Genomic DNA, 19,698 nt, shown 5'->3' on the forward strand with positions numbered 1-19,698 from the left:
GAAATCGCCTGATTGAATCAAAAGAAAGGGGTTTATACTGGGCGGCAATTATACACAACCGAGATACCAACATGGCGAAAACCGCGGCGGCTTTACACATCCTCGTCAAAGAGGAAGCGCTGGCAAAAGAGATTCTGGCGAAACTGGCGAAGGGTGGCAATTTCCAACAGCTGGCAAAGAAGCACTCAACCTGTCCTTCCGGCCGGAATGGCGGCGATCTGGGCGAGTTCCGGCAGGGACAGATGGTGCCGGCCTTTGATAAAGCGGTCTTTACCTGCCCGCTGCTGACGCCTTACGGGCCGGTAAAGACCGGCTTTGGTTATCACATTATCAAAGTACTCTATCGCAACTAGTTACTTCTTCTGCTTCATCTGCTGCAGGACGGTGCTGCACTGGTTGTCTTCGTTATCACTAGGAGAGATCAGTGCCAGCAGCGCCGCCGCCGGGCCCACTACTGCGCCCAGAGCCACTGCAGCGGCACCACGTGCCAGCAGTGGCCCCGTTTTCACGCCCGCATCAGGATTTTTAAAGGTACCACGCACATAGAGCGGGGAGCGCAGCGTTACGATGCGGACGCCCTTACTCTCCGGATTCACCGACAGATCCAGCCGCTCACTGGCGAAGTTCGCGTTGCCTGACACATTGATAATCGCGTTCTCGGTATCAAACACAAACAGGTTAGGCGTCGCCACACCATTCTGCAGTTTGAGATCGGTGGCGGCGCAGTTGATGCGCACCTGGTCATCGCCAAACAGTTTGCCCACCACGTAGTTACCGACGTTGAGTCCGGCAATTTCCATCAGGCTGCGGCTGATCAGACCATCATTCATCAGCAGCTTAAGTTGCCCGTTGCTGGTCGCCAGCAGATCGGCTACGGAGTTACCGGTGCCAGTAAAGCTGGCATCGCCATTGAGCTGGCCACGGCTGTTCTTCATCGCCTCCACATTCGGGAAGAGCTGACGCAGCTGCAGCTTACGGACATGAAGATCAACCCGGCCACGCATCGGCGAGTGATCGCCCTCCAGCCGGATAGTGCTGTTGAGATTGCCGCCCGCCACACCAAAGCGCAGCGGGTCCAGCAGCAGATCACCGTTTTTCAGCTGTAAATGGGTATAGAGATCGCTTAACGGCAGTGAATTGCTGTGTTCGATCCGTTTGCCGCTGAACTTCACGTCGGCATCCATCACGTCCCAGTTTTTGGTTTCGAATTTATCGTGTGGTAGCACGCGGTCTGCGGGCTGATTCGATTTCTCCCCGCGCCGGGCTTTGGCCTGCGCAGTTTTTTCACTGCCTTTGCCAGAGTCGACGCCAATCAGCGGCCCCAGATCGGCCATGCGCAGTTGCTCAGAGGTCAGCTCGCCGCTGAGTGTCGGGCGGGGTTTAACCTGACTGTAGATCAGCGACCCATGAATATCGCTGTCGCCAATATGTCCGTTGAATTTCTCATAGCGGTAGACCGCGCCCTTTTCGCCGCTGAATTTAGCAATCAGATGGCCGTCGGTTTCATAAGGTGGCGTGTCAGGCAGCAGGACGCCGGTCAGGCCATAGAGATTGGCCAGCGTATCGCCCGAGAAGCGCAGTCGCACGTTAAGCCCGCCGAGGTTCATCGGATCCTGCAGACCGCCGGTCACCTGAACGCGGGTGGTGCCGTTGCGCAGATCGGCCTGAATCGGGAACGGGGTGTTCTGACTGCGCAGTGACAGCATGCCGCCAATCTTACCGTCGCCGCTGAGTGACTCATTGTTATAAGTGCCCTTCGCCTGCCAGCCAAAGACGAAGTCGCCTGCGCCCTTCTGCTGGTCATTGCCTCCGGCAATCTGCGTATACGGCACCGGTTTACCCAGCGGATTAACCTGCACCGTGACATCTGCGCGGTTAATGGCATCGCGATAACGAATCTGGCCCTGATCGAACAGAATATTATCCAGACGGAATGACCAGGCCGATGGCGCAGCACTCTTCTCATCCTTGCCGCTATTGGCAAGGGTAAAGGTCCAGTTGTTCTTTTTATCCGCGGTCTGGATCAGACGCGCATCCGGCCGCTGCAATTTAATCCACGGGATGAACAGTTCTTTGTGCAGCAGCGACAGCGGTGACAATGTGGCATCGACCCGCTGCAGATGTACCATGGTGACGTCAGCAATGTCAGGCGGATTCCCCAGCATGATATCTTCCGCATGGATCTGCGGCCACGGCACCCAGCGCCGCCAGCCTGCCTCGTCGCGATTCCGTGCCCAGTCGATACCCAGATCCCCGCGTATCGCAAAGGGGCGGTTTAACTCGGTTGAAACTTTTTGATTGATGGTGGGCTTCAGGCGATTCCAGTCAAAGGTCGCGATGACGACGATAATCACCACGATCAACAACACCAGAATTCCTGCTACCCAGCTGACTATTTTCCCGGTACGCGACATTACGCTTTCTCCTTGCACATTCACGGTCTGCGTTAAAGATAGTCGAGACCGCGGGCAACAGCATCAGGGAAGCGGGATAGTAAGATGATTCAATTCAGAAAAAGGGGTTTCTCAGCCATTTCGTTAGCATAAGCGGTAAAAAAAGCCGACATTCCCGGCGGTTATCCCCGAGACCAGGGCTAATGGCCGCCTTTAAAGGTAAATTAAAACACCGTTTTAAAACCATTGACGTCTGCCATACCAGACGCGAGACTAAGACGATATTTCACTACAGGTCTGAAACCATGACGCAGAAAAAAATCGCCATCATCGGCGAATGCATGATTGAGCTGTCCGAAAAGGGTGAGAACATTAAACGTGGCTTTGGCGGCGATACGCTCAATACGGCCGTTTATCTCGCCCGCCAGGTTGATGAGCAGCAGTTACGGGTCGATTATGTCACTGCGCTGGGTACGGATTCGTTCAGCGATCAAATGATCGCGGCCTGGCAGCAGGAGAAGGTCAATACCGACCTGATTCAGCGGCTCGATAATAAAATGCCGGGCCTGTATTTCATTGAAACCGATGCCGACGGTGAGCGCACCTTCTGGTACTGGCGCAGTGATGCCGCCGCGCGTTACTGGCTCGACAGCCCGCAATCAGCAGAGATAGCTGAACAGCTGTCGCACTACGATTATCTCTACCTCAGCGGCATCAGCCTGGCGATTCTGTCGCCTGCCAGTCGTGAAAAGCTGATGGTGCTGCTGGCGCGCTGCCGGGCTAATGGCGGCAAGGTGATTTTTGATAACAACTACCGCCCGCGTTTATGGGCCGATCGGGCCAGCACGCAGGCCGCTTATCGCGCCATGCTCAACTGCACCGATATCGCCTTCCTGACACTGGATGATGAACATCTGCTCTGGGGCGAAGAGCCGCTGGATGACGTTATCGCGCGTACCCGTCAGGCGGGTGCCAGCGAAATCGTGATTAAGCGCGGTGCAGACTCCTGCCTGGTGGTCACCGGCGATGCGCCGCTGATTGATGTGCCTGCGGTACGTCTGGCGAAAGAGAAAGTGATCGATACCACCGCAGCCGGTGATTCGTTCAGTGCCGGTTATCTGGCTCGCCGTCTGACCGGCGCCTCTGCAGAGGTCGCCGCGCAGCGCGGACACCTGACTGCCAGCACCGTGATTCAGCATCGCGGCGCGATTATTCCGGCAGAGGCGATGCCTGACTGACAGAGCGCTAGCCAGCGTCGTTGATACAGGCACTGCTCGTGCCGATGCCAGAAAATGCGCCCGAGGGCGCATTTTTTTAGGCTGCTGGTAACGTCTGGCTGCGTGACTGTAACCGATGCTATCCGTTCCCAGATGAGACTGGCACGTTAGCCCCTGCAGCGTGGCGGTGTGATCCTGACGCTAAAATCATTATGTCGCCTTAAGAACGCACAGCGTGATATCCGGTAAATTGCGGCTAATAAAGCGGGCCGTGCCAGCTATTTACCTTAAGCGGAAAAATTGTGGTTAATAACAGATCCCCTGCGGTCTCCCCCTTCAATCTCTCTTATAATTTATTGATTAAAATTAATAAGTTAAACAAACAGATCCACCACCAGGCATAGTCCGAATCTGGTCAGATCCCCCCTTTTCGGATGGACGACTGCCTGAAAAAAGACCATCTTTTAATCAAAAGACAGCAGGACGCTGTTCTCTCCGGCCGCGAACAAAACAATTAAAATATTCCCCGCATCAGGATCTATTTATGCACACAGAAATTATTAATATCTGGCCACACGGTGATGCGCCAGGCGCCAGCGATTCGCGCGCACAGCCGCAGATTGTCGACATGGCAAAAGAGTATGAGCCTTACGATCGGGCCGCTACCGGCGTGCGTTGCCCGGAGATGGCGATCTGGCATCCGGTCGAATCAAACGGGATTACCCTGCTGGTCGCACCGGGCGGTGGCTATCAGCGCGTGATGATCGATCGTGAAGGCAGCGCCCTGGCGACATTCTTTACCTCAATGGGTTACACCCTGGCGGTGATGACTTATCGCCTGCCCTATGATGGACATCACGAAGGGCCCGACGCGCCGCTGGCCGATGCTCAGCGCGCGGTACGCGTCCTGCGTGAACGCGCGCAGCGCGGCCTGAATGGTAAATATATCGTCATGATGGGCTTTTCGGCGGGTGGCCACGTGGCTGCCAGTCTGGGTACGCGTTTCGCAGAGAAACTCTATCCGGTGCAGGATGGCGCAGAAAACTTCTCGCCGCGTCCGGATGCGATGGTACTGGTCTATCCGGTAATCAGCATGCGGGACGGCATCGCCCATGAAGGAGCCAGAACCCGCCTGCTGGGTGCCTGGCCCGATCAGAAAACCATTGACGCTTATTCAATGGAAACCCGGGTTCATCCGCTGGTGCCGCCAACGCTGTTGATCCACGCAGCCGACGATGATGATGTATCAGTGAATCACAGCATGGCGTTTTTTGGCGCGCTGCGTGAGCATAAGGTCCCGGCAGAGGTGCATTTCTATCAGAAAGGCGGGCACGGATTTGGTATCCGCGGCGTGGCAGATTTGCCCCTCGCCAGCTGGCCGATGTTAGTGACCGAGTGGCTCAGGGCAAAAACCTGACTTTATGCGGCTGGCGGAACGTCTTTGACGTTGCTATCCGGCGGACTGGCTTCATTGCTGGTCGCCGGTGCCGCTGGCGGTGCCATCACTTTGTCCCAGTTGTTTTGCAGGCTCTTCACGTTGGTTTCCGCTTCGCCTTCCGGCTGAATCAGTACCATCATCAGTTCCTGCGTCAGCTGCTGACGCAGCTCCTGGTTTAACTGTTCGCGGGTCAGGCCGGCCAGGAAAGTCTGACGCAGCTTCTGATACTGCTCAGGTGCGATATCGACTACGGCGTTCTGCTGGGAGCGCAGGCGCTGGCTCATCAGCACATCCGTATCGGTGCGGGCATAGGTGGTAAACAGCTTGTTCAGCTCCAGCAGCTTCTGCGCCATCAGCGCATCAAACTCCTCCTGCGGCAAGCCTTTGTCACGCACGTTTGCCAGCTCACGCGCCACCAGATTCATATTCTGCGCCAGATTTTCGTTGCGTCCATCCAGGTTGATGGAGCACTGCGCACGCTGATAAAGCACACGGCAATCAAATCCCACCTGTATGCCCTGTGCCTTGCTGTCACTGAGCGCACGCTGGACATGCCAGAACAGCGCTTCACGTGCCAGATCGCCCTGCCAGTAACGCTGCAGATTCTGGGAGTCACGAATCGGTTGCCACGGCGTATCCCACACCAGCGAGAGGCGATCCTGCGTCATGTTGCTGCTGACCAGATTTACCGGCTCGTGCGGCAGCGGCGACAGGGTGGGCAGTGGCGCAGGCGTTTCACGTTTACCGGTTAACGCCGAGAAGGTTTTATTGATCTGCTCAGAGAGGTTGCGGCTGTCAACATTCCCCACCACGTAGAGCGTCATCGCATCCGGGGTGTACCACTGATGATAAAAATCATTGAGCTGGGTTAAATCAACCGGCGCGCGTGGTTGCGCTGCGGGGTCATGCGCCAGCAGCGCGGAGCCTTTCAGGCGGTAGCGCCACCAGACATCCTGGGTATCTTTCGGCCAGGTCGCCACCGGATCCGATGCCGCCAGCGCGGTATTAACCACCTGTTCGGTGATGGCCATATTGCCCGCCGTGGCCGCCAGCCAGTTCAGCGCTTCTTTCAGCAACTCGGGGCGGTTATTCGGCAGGCTCAGATTATATTGGGTGGAATCATAGGAGGTGATCACAGGTGGCAGCGGATGCTGAGGATCCATCGCCTGTTGCCATAGCGCGCGCTGCTGATGGTTATCAAGCGCGGTGTTGTGCACCATCGCCAGACGCGGCAGCAGATGGCTGAAGCCGGCCTGTTGCGCACTCTCTACCAGCGAGCCGGTATTCACCACCAGCCGCAGTTCAATACGGTCACTGGGGCGTTGCGGTGTGGCCAGTAACTGCCAGTTAAATCCATTATCCAGCTTGCCTTCCTGCCAGGCCGGATCCGGTTGCAGCGTTTCTGCCTGGAGACCAAAGCTGCTTGCCAGCACTAATCCACCAACCAAAAGCCGAATTCTGGTGCCCTGCATGTGAACCCCTACTCAAATAATTCAAATATCGTTATCACTGGCGCATATTGCCGCTGTTATTAACGATTCGGCTGACGCCGAATCGCGCTGTTATCCAACAACAAAGTGTTTGACCACAGGAAGCTCAGGATGTCGCGTAACGAAGTGAAAAACGTCAAAAAAAACAAGTGGGGTTTATTATGCAAATGCCCGCTGTCAGGGCAAGCGACAGCGGGCATTTGTGGGGATTTAAGTGAAATTCAATGATTAAATTGAAGATTCAGACGCTTTATTCTCCTTATTCCGGCCTGCCAGCGTGTCGGTCAGCTGTTTATGATCCAGCTGATCGACCCACTTCGCCACCACCACGGTCGCCACACCGTTACCGATCAGGTTGGTCAGCGCACGGGCTTCGGACATAAAGCGGTCGATACCAAGAATCAGCGCCAGACCCGCCACCGGCAGATGTCCCACCGCAGAGAGCGTCGCCGCCAGCACGATAAATCCGCTCCCGGTTACCCCCGCCGCGCCTTTGGAGGAGAGCAGCAGCACCACCAGCAGCGTAATCTGATGGAAAATGTCCATGTGCGCATTGGTCGCCTGAGCGATAAATACTGCCGCCATGGTCAGGTAAATCGAGGTGCCGTCCAGGTTAAAGGAGTAACCGGTGGGGATCACCAGCCCTACTACCGATTTCTTGCAGCCCAGCTTCTCCATCTTATCCAGCATGCGCGGCAGCGCAGACTCGGAAGAGGAAGTGCCCAGCACAATCAGCAGCTCTTCTTTGATATAGGCGATGAACTTAAAGATGCTGAATCCGGCGAACAGGCGTGCAATCAGCCCCAGCACGATCACCACAAACAGAATACAGGTGATGTAGAAGCAGATAATCAGCTGGCCGAGCTGCACCAGTGAGCCCACGCCATACTTGCCGATAGTGAACGCCATCGCGCCAAATGCCCCTATCGGTGCCAGACGCATGATCATGTTGATGATGCCGAAAATCACTTTTGAGAAGCTTTCAATCACGTTGAAAATCAGCGTGCCGGTATTACCCAGACGATGCAGGGCAAAACCAAACAGAATGGCAAACAGCAGCACCTGCAGAATATTGCCGCTGGCAAAGGCGCCAATCACGCTGTTGGGGATGACATCCAGCAGGAAAGCGACGATGCCCTGCTGTTCTGCCTGCTGCGCGTAAATCGCCACGGCTTTGGCATCCAGCGTGGCAGGATCAACGTTCATCCCGGCACCTGGCTGCACCACGTTAACCACGATCAGGCCGATAATCAGCGCGATGGTGCTGACAATTTCAAAATAGAGCAGTGCAACCGCGCCGGTCCGTCCTACCGCTTTCATGCTTTCCATGCCAGCGATGCCGGTCACCACGGTACAGAAAATCACCGGGGCGATAATCATCTTGATTAACTTAACAAAGCCATCTCCCAGCGGCTTCATCTGGGTCCCTAACTCCGGGTAAAAATGGCCTAACAAAACGCCGATGCCAATCGCCATCAGCACCTGGAAATAAAGGCTTTTAAAAAGTGAGGTTTTCATAAACAGGTGTCCACTAACGCCGTGAGGTGATGTTGTCGGATTCGTTATTGTGACTGGCGGGCAACAGAGGTGGCGCCTGACAGTAACCCGAAAATAACACTCTGTTTACGTGATTAATACAGGGTGACAAACGCCCAGGAAACCCGGGGATCGTAATTCTGAACTGAAACGCTTCAGCAGGGGGTTTTGTAACTAAAATTCTCGCAAAATCAATGAATCAGGCAATTATTGCGGTAGTGAGGAGTTTTCGATCCATGCCTGATTGAATCGGGTCAGAGGCAGCGCTTCAGCATACAGATAGCCCTGTCCGATAGAGATGCCGCGCGCCAGCAGCCAGTCACGTTGTTCCGCTGTCTCCACGCCTTCGGCAATCACCTCCAGATGGATAATCTCGGCGATGGCCGCCACGATGCAGACCATGGTGTCGTCATGCGGCAGCGCCGCCACGAAGCTGCGATCCATCTTCAGCTTGTTAACCGGCAACGCTTTCAGCTGATGGAGGTAGTTAAGGTTGGAGTAGCCCATGCCGAAATCGTCCAGAGCCACGGCTACGCCGGTCTGCTGCAACATCCGCAGCATCGATATCGCCTGTTCAGCATCATCAAGCTGAGCCGTCTCTGTCACTTCCAGCACGAAGGTGCCAGGTGCGATGCGGTGGCGCGTCAGCAGGGATTGCAGATGAGAGACTACGCCCGTGTCACGCAGTTGCACAGCGGAAATATTCACACTCAGCGGCAGCATAATGCCCTGTCGCTGCCAGCCTGCCAGAATGCGGCACGCCTCTTCAAACACCCAGCGGCCAATCGCGCTAATCACACCAATCTCTTCGGCACTGGCAATAAACTCTTCGGTCAGACCGTAGCTGCCGTCTGGCTGGCGCATACGCAGCAGCGCTTCCGCGCCGACTAACGTGCCGGTGCGCATATCGACCTGCGGTTGCAGATAGAGGGCGAACTGCTCATTGTGCAGCCCCTGCAGAATGTCATGCTCCTGGGTCAGACGTTTTTGCGCGCGCTCGGTTAACGCGGCGTCAAAGAACAGAATCTGATTTTTGCCCTGATGACGGGCCGACATCATCGCTGAGGTCGCGCGGCCAAGCAGATCACTGGCGCTCAGCGGCTGATCATCGCGCAGCGCCAGACCAATGCTGACGTTAGGACGCAGCTGCAGCTGATACAGGTTGACCGGCTGATTAAGGCGAATCATCAGGTTACGGGCCAGACGCAGGGCGCGGAACGGATTGCTGGCACGCTTCATTAACAGAACAAAGTCGCTGGTCCCGGTCTGCGCCAGCAGAGTATGGTCATCCAGCGTATTACGGATCTTCTCCACCAGCGTAAGCATCAGCGTATCGCGCTGCTCATCGCTCAATACGCCGTTGGCTTCCTGCAGGGTTTCAATGCGGATCACCATCAGCCCCAGCGGCTGTTCCGGGCTGCTCATGAACTGCTCGACCAGCGCCAGAAACAGGGTACGGTTGGGCAGATCGGTCACGGGAAAATGGGTGGTCAGCCGGCTCATCTCATCATGTATCGACTCCAGCACCTGCTGATTGCGGTTGTAGCTGCGGATCAGCATGCCGATTTCATCATCGCGGTGGCTCTGCGGCAGTGACAGCTTATGCGTCAGAATCGACTGCGGCGGCAGCTCCTGCAGCTCGCGCGAGAGATTGCGCAGCGGATGCACCACCAGCCGGTTGATACACCAGCTGATCGCCACTGACAGGATCAGTGCCAGCAGCAGATAGGTGATAATCATGGTCGAGAGCGTGCTGAGAATAAACTGGTAGACGCGCGTCGAGTTAGCCTGCAACACCAGATAGGCCAGCGGTTTCGGCATCCCGGTATTTTCCACTGAGTAGAGCGGCAGGGTAATCTGCACCGGCAGCTCAAACAGTCGCGCCACCAGACGCGGCACCGGTTTCTCCGTTTCGAAGTCGGCATGCAGAGCCTGAAACGCATTCGGCAGCACCACATCGGCGCGCGATAAAATACCGGCAGGTTTCAGTGAATGGAGAATGCGTTCGGCCTGAGAAATATCGGCGCGCAGTACCGCTTCCGACAGCGGCTGGCGGACGGTGTGTGCGATATTCTCCATCTGCTGGGCGTAGTCAATCCTGCGCTGCTGCACAAAATGAAACAGTTGGATGACGATAAAGATGCTGATGGTGATAACCGCAACCAGCGAAACTGTCGCCATCTGCTTTATCGTAAGTGAACGGCTTACGCGCAAAAATATTCTCCTGACGATGAAAAAAGCCCAGATAGCAGACAGTACAATGCCCGCCAGTATATCCCATAAACTGACTTTTTTACCGTCTGAAAAGTCCAGCTTTTTCCCGGCCGGGATTATTTGAAATCTGCGTAAGGGGTCAGCGGCTGTGGCGGCATATCCAGATCCCCTTCCCAGCCTGCGGCAGAGTAACGCACGTAGATAAGCCCGTGACTTGGGGTATAGTCTTTCGCCTGTTGAATATCGACGCCCACCCCGATAAACCAGTCGGGCGTGATACGACGTTCAACCACGCCCTGCAGCGTATACCCCGTGCCGCTGCCGGTGCTGCTGGCGGAAACGGGATTGCTGGCCAGGGTAAAGCCGGGATTGACCGGATAGCGCTGCTGCGCATCGGTTTTCGAATGTGACCAGGAAACCGAGCCGCCCAGGTCGAACGACCAGTTTTCTGTCCGCTGTCGCCAGGTGACCGGCACGGAAAAGGAGAGATACTGCTGCGGACTGTAGTAGCCGCCCTGACCGAAGGTGTAATCGCTGAGATCCTTCTGATAGTGCCAGAGCATACTGTTAAGTCCGACGGTGGCCCGGCGATTATCGCTATTAATGAGCTTGTAGTAGTAGCCGGCCATTAAGCGCTCGCGACTGTTATCCGCAACGTTTTTACCGGTGATCTGATGCGCGCTGATGTCGCCCCAGACACCGTGTGCGCCGCCCTGATCGTAACTCAGCCCGATGCTGCCACCCGTTGCCACTACGCCGCCCCAGCTTTTTCCACCGTTGGCTGATGGATCGCGCGCGCCCGCATAGGAAAGCAGCGAACTGGCGATCGGCCGTCGCGAGGCGGTCAGCGTCACGCCAAGATCCCTGACGTCAGTTTTCCAGCTCAGGCCGCCGGTCCAGTTGGTCACCTCAAAGCCCAGCGGCGTGGTACCCAGATCCGCTGACCAGCGGTCATTATGCCAGCCGACGCCCAGCGCAGTGCCCTCGGCGCGCTGACTGGCATCGCGGCTGCATCCGCCGGAACTGGCGTCGTCGCAGCTACCAAACTGCTCGTCGAAGCTGCCGTTACGGGTGGTAAAACTCCCTGCCGAGACGTCCACCCGGTCGAGACGGAAAAAGCCGCGTCCGTCGGCAAACGGACTTTCCGCCTGCAGCATGGTGGTATGGGCAGTAAAGTCGGAGACCCCAGCCGTACCCTTATTACGTGAATAGTCCTGCTGCACCGTCAGCGTGGTCTCACGCTGACGATAGAGATCTGCGGTGTCGCTGCGAATACTGCGCTTCAGCCAGTCATCCTGTTCCTGAGAACGTGTCGCGCGGCTGATACTTTCGCCGCTGCCGATACCGCTGGCCGTCATCGCCTGACGATAATCCGCCAGCGCGATCTCTGGCTGCTGCTGTGCGCGCTCCAGCCGTGCCGCATCACGAAACACCAGTGCCTTATCCTGCGAAGGCGGCAGTGACGCAGCGCGCTGCTTCAGGCTGGCAAAGCGCACGGCAGCCTGCGTGGTTTCGCCCACCGCCTGCCATGCCAGCGCGGCGCGGCGATCGGCATTAAGAGTGTTGGGCTGGGCTGGCTGCTGCTCAAGTGCCTGTCGTGCTTCGCTGTTGCGCTGGAGCGCGACCAGCGCTTCGATTCGTCCCAGCGCCGCATCGCTGTTGTCAGCTTCACCTGACAGCACCTGCTGATAGGTCTCCAGTGCCTGCTGCGCGTCCCCGCGAGCCAGCGCCCAGTCGGCCAGCGTCAGGTCGCGTCGGCTGGAAACCGGCTGCTGGTAAAGCAGCGTCACCGCTGCCCGCTCCTGCCCTGCCGCACGAAGCGCTTCGGCGCTGGCAAAAATTTTATCCTGCACGAGCCGGTCAGCCAGCTCATGCATATTGCTGTTCCACTGCGTTTCAGGCAGGCGATGCAGCGTTGCCAGTGCGGCGTCATCATTATCCCGGCTGGAAAGATAGAGCGCGGCGGCGTAGAGCGCGGTCGCATCGCCGGGATGCTGCCGTTGCAGCGTCGCGATCTGCGCATCCGCCTGTTGGGTGGCCCCACCGTCGCGTAGCGCGCTCGCCAGCCGATAACTGAGCCAGACGTCATCCGGCTGCAGCGCCAGCGCCGCCCGATACTTCTCTGCCGCCTGCGGCCATTTATTCTGCCGGGCGAGCGCATCGGCCTCGGCGCGCAGGCTGTCACTGCGCAACGCGCGCAACGTTCCCGCCATCTGGCGCTGCTGCCCGGCGGGTAGCGTATTAATAAATTCCAACTCGCGGGCGGCCGAAACCGTTTGGTAAAGTCCCGCCAGTCGTCGCACAGCGGTGATATTCGTGCCATCCAGACGTCGCGCCTTTTGCCAGTACTGTTCAGCCGCCGCCCTATCTTTACGCGCTATCGCCACATCGCCCAGGCCAATCAGGGCATAGCTGTCGGTGCTATCAATTTTCTGTGCGGCGCGATAAGCGCGTTCGGCCCCCTCAACGTCATGTTGCGCCAGCGCCTTATCGCCCTGTTCGACCGCCAGCCAGTAACGGTTAGTCTGCAGCAGTGACTGCCATTTGCCGATCAGCGTGCTCTGCTTGCCCGCCTCAACGGCGCGTTCCAGCCAGAGCACCGCCGCGTCACGATGGCCGGCGCGTGCCTGAGTCTGCCCCATTGCACCCATCAGTTCGGCGTCGTTGGGGTTATCCTTCAGTGCCCGGCTAAGCGCTGCCATCGCATTATTCACATCGCCCGCCTCGACCAGCGCCAGGCCACGCATCCGCTCGCGATAGGCGGGATCGGCGAGCTGCGCCTGCTGCTTCGCCAGCACATCCGCGCCCTGCTGGTGTGCGTCGCCGTCGGTAAAAACAGCCAGGTAGGCGTTTAACTGCGCCACGCTGCTGTCGCTGACCGGCTGATCGTTGATCTGCTGCAGCCAGAGATCGGCGGCAGCGGCGCGTCCGCCGTTGCTGTTTGCCAGCTTTTTCAACTGCGCTATCGCCTGCTCCGGCTGCTGTTGATCAAATGCCATGCGTGCAATTTGCAGCTCAACCCCGATATTGCCCGGGTAGCGCTGCTCCAGCGCCTGCAGCTGCTGGTAAGCGACGCTCTCCTGACCGGGAGTGCGTGCCAGCAGCCGCCAGTATTCCAGCGCCGTGTTCGCATCCGGAAAAACCCCTCCGAACAACGCGTCGTAAGCACTTTTCGCCTCCGCCAGGCGCCCCGAGGTGGCGAGCAGGCGCGCCTGCTGCAGCTGCTGCCGCCCATCCGACGACATCAGCGTCAGGCCGACGGCGGATTCACGCGTCGCGGCGGAGTCGGGCGCAACCTTTTTCAGCTGCTCCAGCAGCATCTGCGCTTTAGGGATATCGCCCTGACGCAGCGCCAGCCGCAGGCGAGCCGCCAGCACCTGCGGATTATCGGGATCGATCTTCTCAAGCCGGTAGAGCGATTGCTGCACCAGATCATATTTGTTGGTCGACTCGCCGGTGCGTACCTGTGACAGCAACCATTCGACCGGCGACACCTCCGATCCGTCGACCGGTGCAGCCAGCCCCGGCAGCGCACTCAGTGCGCCGAGCAGCATGCCTGCCCGCAGCACCTGTGCGTTATTCATCTTCATCCAGTAAACGACGACGGGTAATAATTCGCATCAGACGCCAGGTCATCAGCGCAAACAGCACCACTACAAAGAGTGCGCAGAGTGCCAGCCAGAAGGGATGGACGGAGAGTAGCGACCAGAGACGCTCCCACCACGGCAGATGACCAACGTAGTAGCTCTCTCCCACGCGCAGACTGTTAACCCCTGACTCGCGGATCACCACGGTGGAGCCAGACATCGTGCCACGCTTGCCGCTGTCACCCATCGCCTCGTTGAGCAACTGCCAGCTACGCGGCGTGCCATCGGCGAGCAACGCGACAACGCTGCGCTGATCGTAAAAAGGTGACTGGAAGCCAATCACCGTTGCCAGCGGGCCGCGGGAGCTGATAGTCGTCGTGCTTTCTGCCGCCTGCTCGCGCTGACTTTGCGGGTTCACTTCCGGAGTGATTTGTCGCACAGGCTCTTTCAGCCAGCTGGCGGTGGCGTCGACCAGCGCCGGGATCCGCTGGTCATCCTGAAGATCTTTGGGGATGACACCGATCATCAGCAGATCCACATCCTGCTTCTTCGCCGTGGCCCAGTCATCGGTCAACTGAACGCGCAGCGCCGGATAGCCGGTTTGCGCACCCATATTGCCCAACGTATTCAGCAGCGTGCTGACCTGCTCTGCATCGGGTTTTGGCGGCATCAGTACCAGGGTTTGCGCCAGATCGGCGTAGCGGCTGAACGGAAAGCCCGCATTCGCCCAGGCGCGCAACGACGGCATTTCGATGTAGTGGCGATAGCCGGAAAAATCGATGCTGGAATTGTCGTCCACCACCACATGATGCGTTATCGGCGTTGCGGTTTCACAGCGTCCATCCGCGTTGCCGCTGATGGTGATGTTGGCGTAATCAAAATCAAAGCGCAGCTGATTCACCACCCCGAGGCGCAGCGCCGGAATCAGCAGCTCATGGCTCTTGTCCAGCATTCCCTGAATCAGCGGAATATGCAGCAGCTGCTGACCCGTCGTATTTTTCGGCGGCAGCGGATAATCCTGAATGAACTGATTATTCAGGTTGACCGCCAGCCGTGAGCCATCCGACTGGAAAGGCGCGGTATAGCGATAGCTCAGATCCATGTCGATACCGCGCGCGCGAACCAGGAAGAGATCGGGCGGCAGATTGAGGGTCAGGCTGACGGGATTAGGCTGCACCCCATCAGACTGCAACTGATTCTCATATTGCGTCAGTTCGGCGAAAGTGGTGCGGCGATCGGTCCGCACCCAGTTAGGGGCGTCATAAGCCTGGCGCGGGGAGAGCAGCTTCACGCTGTCGATGGTTGAGGTATCGCCGCGCAGCAGCAGCTCACCCTGGGCGATACCCTGAACCGCCGTCAGCAGGTCCTCATCGTTGCGTCCCAGAATCAGCAGCATTTTTTCATACGGATTATCGGGCTGGCTGACAATCTCTACTGTGGGTTTTGTCACCGGCGGCAGATCTTTCAGGAAATCCGGGCGCGCATCGTTGGTGGCAAACACCACCGCATGCTGCTGTTGCGGCAGCTGGTTATACAGCACCGGGAAACGCTGCCCGCGCCAGCCCGTTTTGCTGCCAAACCAGGAAGCAAGAATGGCGGCAGCCCGCTGCTGCGTGACATCCGGCTGGGCGCTGAACACCATCGGCAGGGTCAGCGGTCGCGTATCCCGCGAATCAAAAAAGGGTTCCGGGAAGTGGGAGAGGTCATTTTTCAGCGGCAGTTTTTGCAGCGTCAGATCGATGCCGCTCTGTTTGCCGATATCCAGCCAGATTGCGCTATTGGCAGGATTTTCACAGACGTTGGCGTAGTGGCCCACCAGCTCGAAACGCACGCGGTTAAAGTCGGCGATGTAACGCGGATCGATCGACAGCTGCGTCTGGATCTCTTTACCCAGCTGTTCCGGCGTCAGGGTAATCAGACCGACCAGCTCATCATTGAGATAAACCTTCAACTGCGACAGCGTCGGCAGCAGTGCGGGCGAAGGCCGAAAGCTGAGGTTCAGCAACGCGCGCGTCACCACCTCATCGCTGCGCACACCGAACTCAATCTGTCCGGTGGTGCGGGTGCCACGCAGCGTCATGCTGCCAGGCGGCGGTGCCAGCTGGGCAAAGCTCAGCTGGCTGTTCCGCAGCGGTGCGCCGTTATCCTGCGGTAAAGATTGCACAGGCGTTACACCATTGATGTTTGCGGGCGCGTCCTCCTGCGCGGCGGCACAGCTTAACGTTGCACTGCCCAGCAGCAGAGCGGCAAACCACCTGTTTACTCTCGGTATCGTCATATCATCAACTCAATGCGTTTTTTGAAGCTGGCACACGTCCGATGCCTTGCGGCAACAGCGAAGCCAGCCAGCTCACCCCAACGGTAAGCAGGTTAAACAGCCGACGTAACTGCGGCGGGCCATATTCCGCCAGGCGCAGGTAACCTTTGAAACCGAGGATCATGATATCGGCGAGGCTCTGGACCGGTTTATCTTCCGGAAAACCGTCCTGCCACAGCGCCCAGGTATCGGCGCGGGCGAAGGTACACTGGATAAATTCAATATGCTGCTGAGTGGTCAGTTGATGGAGACGCACGCCAGCCCGGTGGCCAAAGACCCGCTGCACCTGGCACGGGAAGCTGAACTCCTGCTGTCCACGACGCAGCAGCAGCCACACTTTTTCATTCTCCCGCAGCGCATCCGGCTCGCGCATCTCCAGCCCGACGCCGCCGTCAGAGTAGTCACGCAGCGTACAGGGCAGCATATGACCATCTTCGCGTGCAATGGCGGCCGGCATGGCGATCTCCACCCTGTGCGCCTCACGGATCTGCCGTGCTTCAACCGAAACCGCTACCGCACCGCCAAGGATAATCATGTTGTAGAGCACCCAAATCAGGCTCACCCATACCGTCAGTACCTCATTGGCCGGACCGTGCTGCATGCGCCAGAACGCCATCAAAACCCCTGCGAGGTTGAGCAGCACCAGCAGCATATAGGGCTTGGTTATCACCCAGTCCAGATGCTCCTCCTCTACCAGCCCGCCTTTTGCGGTGACGTTAAACTTCCCTTTATGAGGATTGAACAGCGCCACGGTGGTAGGCCGGGCGATATACCAGGCCAGCACCGTCTCGTAGACCTCGCTCCAGAAAGAGTGTCGCCAGCGTCCCTGAATACGCGAGTTGGTGAGGCTGGTATGCAGCATATGGGGCAAAACATAAATGGCGATCGCCAGCGCAGGCGCGTAGATGATGTAGGCATGACAGAGCAAAAACGCCAGCGGCGCCAGCAGGAAGACCAGCCGCGGAATGCCAGAGAGAAAGTGCAGCATGGCGTTGGCATAACAGAGCCGCTGTACCCACTTCAGCCCCTTACCAAATAGCGGGTTATCAAGGCGGAAGATCTGCACCATACCGCGTGCCCAGCGGATGCGCTGTCCGATATGCGCTGACAGACTTTCGGTCGCCAGTCCGGCCGCCTGAGGAATGCGGATGTAGGCCGAGGTGTAGCCGCGCCGGTGCAGACGCAGCGAGGTATGGGCATCTTCGGTAACGGTTTCCACCGCAATACCGCCAATTTCATCCAGTGCGCTGCGGCGCAGCACGGCGCAGGAGCCGCAGAAAAAGGTGGCGTCCCAGGTATCATTACCGTCCTGCACCAGCCCATAAAAGAGCGAACCCTCATTGGGCGTACGACGAAACCGCCCGAGATTGCGCTCAAACGGATCAGGCGAGAAGAAGTGATGCGGCGTCTGCATCATCGCCAGCCGGGGATCTTTAATAAACCAGCCCATGGTCATCTGCAAAAAGGCGCGCGTCGGCACATGGTCACAGTCGAAAATCACCACAAATTCGCTGCGGCAGTACTTTTTCAGCGCGTGATTGATATTGCCGGCCTTGGCGTGCTCATGGGTGGGACGGACGACATAGTTGATACCCACGCTGGCGGCAAAGTCGCGGAATTCCGGCCGGTCGCCGTCGTCGAGCAGATAGATATTCAGGCGGTCTTTCGGCCAGTCGATGCCCATGGCAGCGTAGATGGTGGGTCTGACCACGCTGAGCGGTTCGTTGTAGGTTGGCACCAGCAGATCGATGCCTGGCCACTGATCCCGATCGACAGGCATCGATACTGGCTGACGATTAAGCGGCCAGAGCGTCTGAAAATAGCCCAGCACCAGCACCACCCAGGCGTAGGTCTCTGCCGCAATAAGCAGCAGACCAAACACCAGACTCAGCGGATCGTCCCAGTTCAGCGTCGAGGTATAGCGCCACCAGAGGTAGCGGCACGATACGGTCAGCGACAGCACAATCAGCATCATGGTCGGGAAACGCCCCGGGATGCGTCGTACCAGCATCGCCAGACTCCAGAGCAGTACCACAAAGATAAACTGCGTCATCAGGCCAAACGGCTGGCTGATACAGAGCAGCGCCAGCAACGTGGCAAACAGGGCAGTGACGGCGAAGAGGCTGCGTCGCACCAGCGGCGACAGCCGCTTCAGCCAGTGTTCGATGCGCACATCGATTCCCTGGGTCTGTGAGTGGGCAACGGCCTTGTCCAGCCAGTGGTAGCCATGGTGGCGCCAGCCAGACAGCGCACCGAGGCCACGGAAACCGCCACGAGCGCGATCGCTCTGCGGCAGGATCACCAAAAGCCACAGCGTCTGGATCAGATAACGCAGGATATCCAGCGGTCGCGGCCGCTCCGGCGAAATGTGCGGATAGAGCCGGCGGCGCTGCTGAATAATCCGCTGCCAGCCCGGCGTTTCGAAGCGAAGCAGCATCAGGCCCAGCACCGACCAGAACAGATGGAGTGCACTGGCGAAGCGGGACGCGCCATTGCCTCGCGCGGTGGTATAGCCCCTGTGCAGCGATTGCCAGGCGGGCGCTGTTAACAGCCAGCACAACGGATTCAAGAGCTCACTCCATTCAGATTGAGCAGCAGCCAGCTTGCCAGCGTGATGATCTCTTCACTGACCAACGCATGTGGCCGGTATTCACCGACCGGCTGCTTCATCATCAGCGCTTCTGCCAGCGCCTCATCCCGGTGGATCAGCAGCGGTATCAGCGGATTCAGCGAGGCCATCCAGAGCTGATGCAGATCCTGCTGCAGACGACTGTTGGCATTAAACTGATTGATAATAAAACGAGTGCGCGCCGGAAACTGGCGCTGGCTAAGCCGTAAATGGCAATTCGCGTCTGGCTGAGTGACGCACAACAGGCTGTCCAGCGACGGATAGAGCGTTTCATGCCAGGGCAGGGTATCGGCAGGCAGATCGAAAATAATCCACTGATAGCGCGCCCGCAGGTCCGGTAATGCCTGGAGCAGCGGCGCGGCGATCGCCTCATTCTGTCTGGCAATAGTCAAAGCATGCTGATGGGAAAGCACCCCGTGAGGCAGCAAATCAGGACCATCGGGATAGCGAAACCCGCTGTGCTGCCAGTCACCGCCCTCGCACAGGGCTTTCATCCAGCCATTATCCTGCTGAGCGGGCAGATTAAAATGCACGCCGAGCTGGCTGACCGGGGAGCCATCGATCAACAATACTCGTTCGCCGAGTGCCGCCAGCGCCCAGCCTAATCCGGCACAAAGAGAAGTCGTGCCGACGCCGCCCCGTACGCCCTGAAGCGCGATCTGCGGCATCAGCGATCGGTCTCAGACTGGCTGGCAAGGGTTTCCGCTAACAGCGGCCAGCGCGACACGATCGCTTTCAGGCGCTCTTCCCGCGCAATGTCGACATAGCGGAAAGAGTGCAAAGAAAACGCATCACGCAACGCACTAATATCATCCTGACGATCGCCATCAGCGGCAACAGGGTTATAGAGATTGTGGTTTTTCATTACTGTTCGCCA

Annotated in this window: 12 protein-coding genes; 3 read left to right on the plus strand and 9 right to left on the minus strand. The window is 58.0% G+C overall.

Features of this window, described 5'->3' with window-relative positions:
- The first annotated feature begins 71 nt into the window (after positions 1 to 71).
- Positions 72 to 353 (plus strand): peptidylprolyl isomerase PpiC, encoded by a 282-nt coding sequence (gene ppiC / locus OK412_RS17235; RefSeq protein WP_010257386.1) that lies wholly within the window; start codon positions 72 to 74, stop codon positions 351 to 353.
- On the opposite strand, the gene OK412_RS17240 is transcribed toward ppiC, so the two are convergent.
- Positions 354 to 2,414, minus strand: coding sequence for an AsmA family protein (locus OK412_RS17240; RefSeq protein WP_045140898.1), 2,061 nt, complete (start codon positions 2,412 to 2,414; stop codon positions 354 to 356). It lies immediately after the preceding gene.
- A 284-nt stretch (positions 2,415 to 2,698) separates the two neighbouring features.
- Between OK412_RS17240 and OK412_RS17245 the strand changes: the two genes are divergently transcribed.
- Together OK412_RS17245 and OK412_RS17250 are read left to right on the plus strand one after the other, a co-directional pair.
- A complete protein-coding gene (locus tag OK412_RS17245; RefSeq protein ID WP_263054513.1) occupies positions 2,699 to 3,631 on the plus strand; it encodes a sugar kinase in 933 nt (310 codons plus the stop codon).
- A 523-nt stretch (positions 3,632 to 4,154) separates the two neighbouring features.
- On the plus strand, positions 4,155 to 5,027 hold the full coding sequence (locus OK412_RS17250) for an alpha/beta hydrolase (protein ID WP_010671660.1): 873 nt from the start codon (positions 4,155 to 4,157) through the stop codon (positions 5,025 to 5,027).
- A gap of 2 nt (positions 5,028 to 5,029) precedes the next feature.
- Here OK412_RS17250 and OK412_RS17255 read toward each other — a convergent pair whose 3' ends face one another.
- The 8 genes from OK412_RS17255 to bcsR all read right to left on the minus strand — a co-directional run bounded on the left by OK412_RS17255 (position 5,030) and on the right by bcsR (position 19,686).
- Positions 5,030 to 6,520, minus strand: coding sequence for a M16 family metallopeptidase (locus OK412_RS17255; RefSeq protein ID WP_010257399.1), 1,491 nt, complete (start codon positions 6,518 to 6,520; stop codon positions 5,030 to 5,032).
- Positions 6,521 to 6,766: 246 nt separating this feature from the next.
- On the minus strand, positions 6,767 to 8,056 hold the full coding sequence (locus OK412_RS17260) for a dicarboxylate/amino acid:cation symporter (RefSeq protein WP_010257403.1): 1,290 nt from the start codon (positions 8,054 to 8,056) through the stop codon (positions 6,767 to 6,769).
- Positions 8,057 to 8,281: 225 nt separating this feature from the next.
- Positions 8,282 to 10,288: a biofilm formation regulator HmsP gene (gene hmsP / locus OK412_RS17265; protein ID WP_031292605.1), complete on the minus strand. Its 2,007-nt coding sequence runs from the start codon at positions 10,286 to 10,288 to the stop codon at positions 8,282 to 8,284.
- A 116-nt stretch (positions 10,289 to 10,404) separates the two neighbouring features.
- The gene (bcsC, locus tag OK412_RS17270) at positions 10,405 to 13,872 is read right to left on the minus strand and encodes a cellulose synthase complex outer membrane protein BcsC (RefSeq protein WP_264353386.1); all 3,468 of its coding nucleotides are present in this window, start codon (positions 13,870 to 13,872) and stop codon (positions 10,405 to 10,407) included.
- The gene (gene bcsB, locus OK412_RS17275; RefSeq protein ID WP_191917611.1) at positions 13,865 to 16,153 is read right to left on the minus strand and encodes a cellulose biosynthesis cyclic di-GMP-binding regulatory protein BcsB; all 2,289 of its coding nucleotides are present in this window, start codon (positions 16,151 to 16,153) and stop codon (positions 13,865 to 13,867) included. Before bcsB ends, bcsC begins: the two co-directional genes overlap by 8 nt.
- Before the next feature lie 4 nt (positions 16,154 to 16,157).
- Positions 16,158 to 18,761, minus strand: coding sequence for a UDP-forming cellulose synthase catalytic subunit (bcsA, locus tag OK412_RS17280; RefSeq protein WP_264353387.1), 2,604 nt, complete (start codon positions 18,759 to 18,761; stop codon positions 16,158 to 16,160).
- Positions 18,758 to 19,489: a cellulose biosynthesis protein BcsQ gene (gene bcsQ / locus OK412_RS17285; RefSeq protein WP_050680411.1), complete on the minus strand. Its 732-nt coding sequence runs from the start codon at positions 19,487 to 19,489 to the stop codon at positions 18,758 to 18,760. The genes bcsA and bcsQ overlap by 4 nt, the downstream gene beginning before the upstream one ends.
- Positions 19,489 to 19,686, minus strand: a complete 198-nt coding sequence (gene bcsR / locus OK412_RS17290; protein ID WP_010257416.1) for a cellulose biosynthesis protein BcsR — start codon at positions 19,684 to 19,686, stop codon at positions 19,489 to 19,491. The genes bcsQ and bcsR overlap by 1 nt, the downstream gene beginning before the upstream one ends.
- Positions 19,687 to 19,698 lie beyond the last annotated feature (12 nt).

Origin of the sequence: Pantoea sp. JV6 (assembly GCF_025910055.1) — a bacterium.
GTDB classification, from domain to species: domain Bacteria; phylum Pseudomonadota; class Gammaproteobacteria; order Enterobacterales; family Enterobacteriaceae; genus Pantoea; species Pantoea agglomerans.

Excerpts from the sequence above, each read along its gene's own strand:
- ppiC (WP_010257386.1), top strand. The coding sequence starts at position 72 with ATGGCGAAAACCGCGGCGGCTTTACACATCCTCGTCAAAGAGGAAGCG.
- OK412_RS17240 (WP_045140898.1), bottom strand. The coding sequence starts at position 2,414 with ATGTCGCGTACCGGGAAAATAGTCAGCTGGGTAGCAGGAATTCTGGTG.
- OK412_RS17245 (WP_263054513.1), top strand. The coding sequence starts at position 2,699 with ATGACGCAGAAAAAAATCGCCATCATCGGCGAATGCATGATTGAGCTG.
- OK412_RS17250 (WP_010671660.1), top strand. The coding sequence starts at position 4,155 with ATGCACACAGAAATTATTAATATCTGGCCACACGGTGATGCGCCAGGC.
- OK412_RS17255 (WP_010257399.1), bottom strand. The coding sequence starts at position 6,520 with ATGCAGGGCACCAGAATTCGGCTTTTGGTTGGTGGATTAGTGCTGGCA.
- OK412_RS17260 (WP_010257403.1), bottom strand. The coding sequence starts at position 8,056 with ATGAAAACCTCACTTTTTAAAAGCCTTTATTTCCAGGTGCTGATGGCG.
- bcsC (WP_264353386.1), bottom strand. The coding sequence starts at position 13,872 with ATGAATAACGCACAGGTGCTGCGGGCAGGCATGCTGCTCGGCGCACTG.
- bcsB (WP_191917611.1), bottom strand. The coding sequence starts at position 16,153 with ATGACGATACCGAGAGTAAACAGGTGGTTTGCCGCTCTGCTGCTGGGC.
- bcsQ (WP_050680411.1), bottom strand. The coding sequence starts at position 19,489 with ATGCCGCAGATCGCGCTTCAGGGCGTACGGGGCGGCGTCGGCACGACT.
- bcsR (WP_010257416.1), bottom strand. The coding sequence starts at position 19,686 with ATGAAAAACCACAATCTCTATAACCCTGTTGCCGCTGATGGCGATCGT.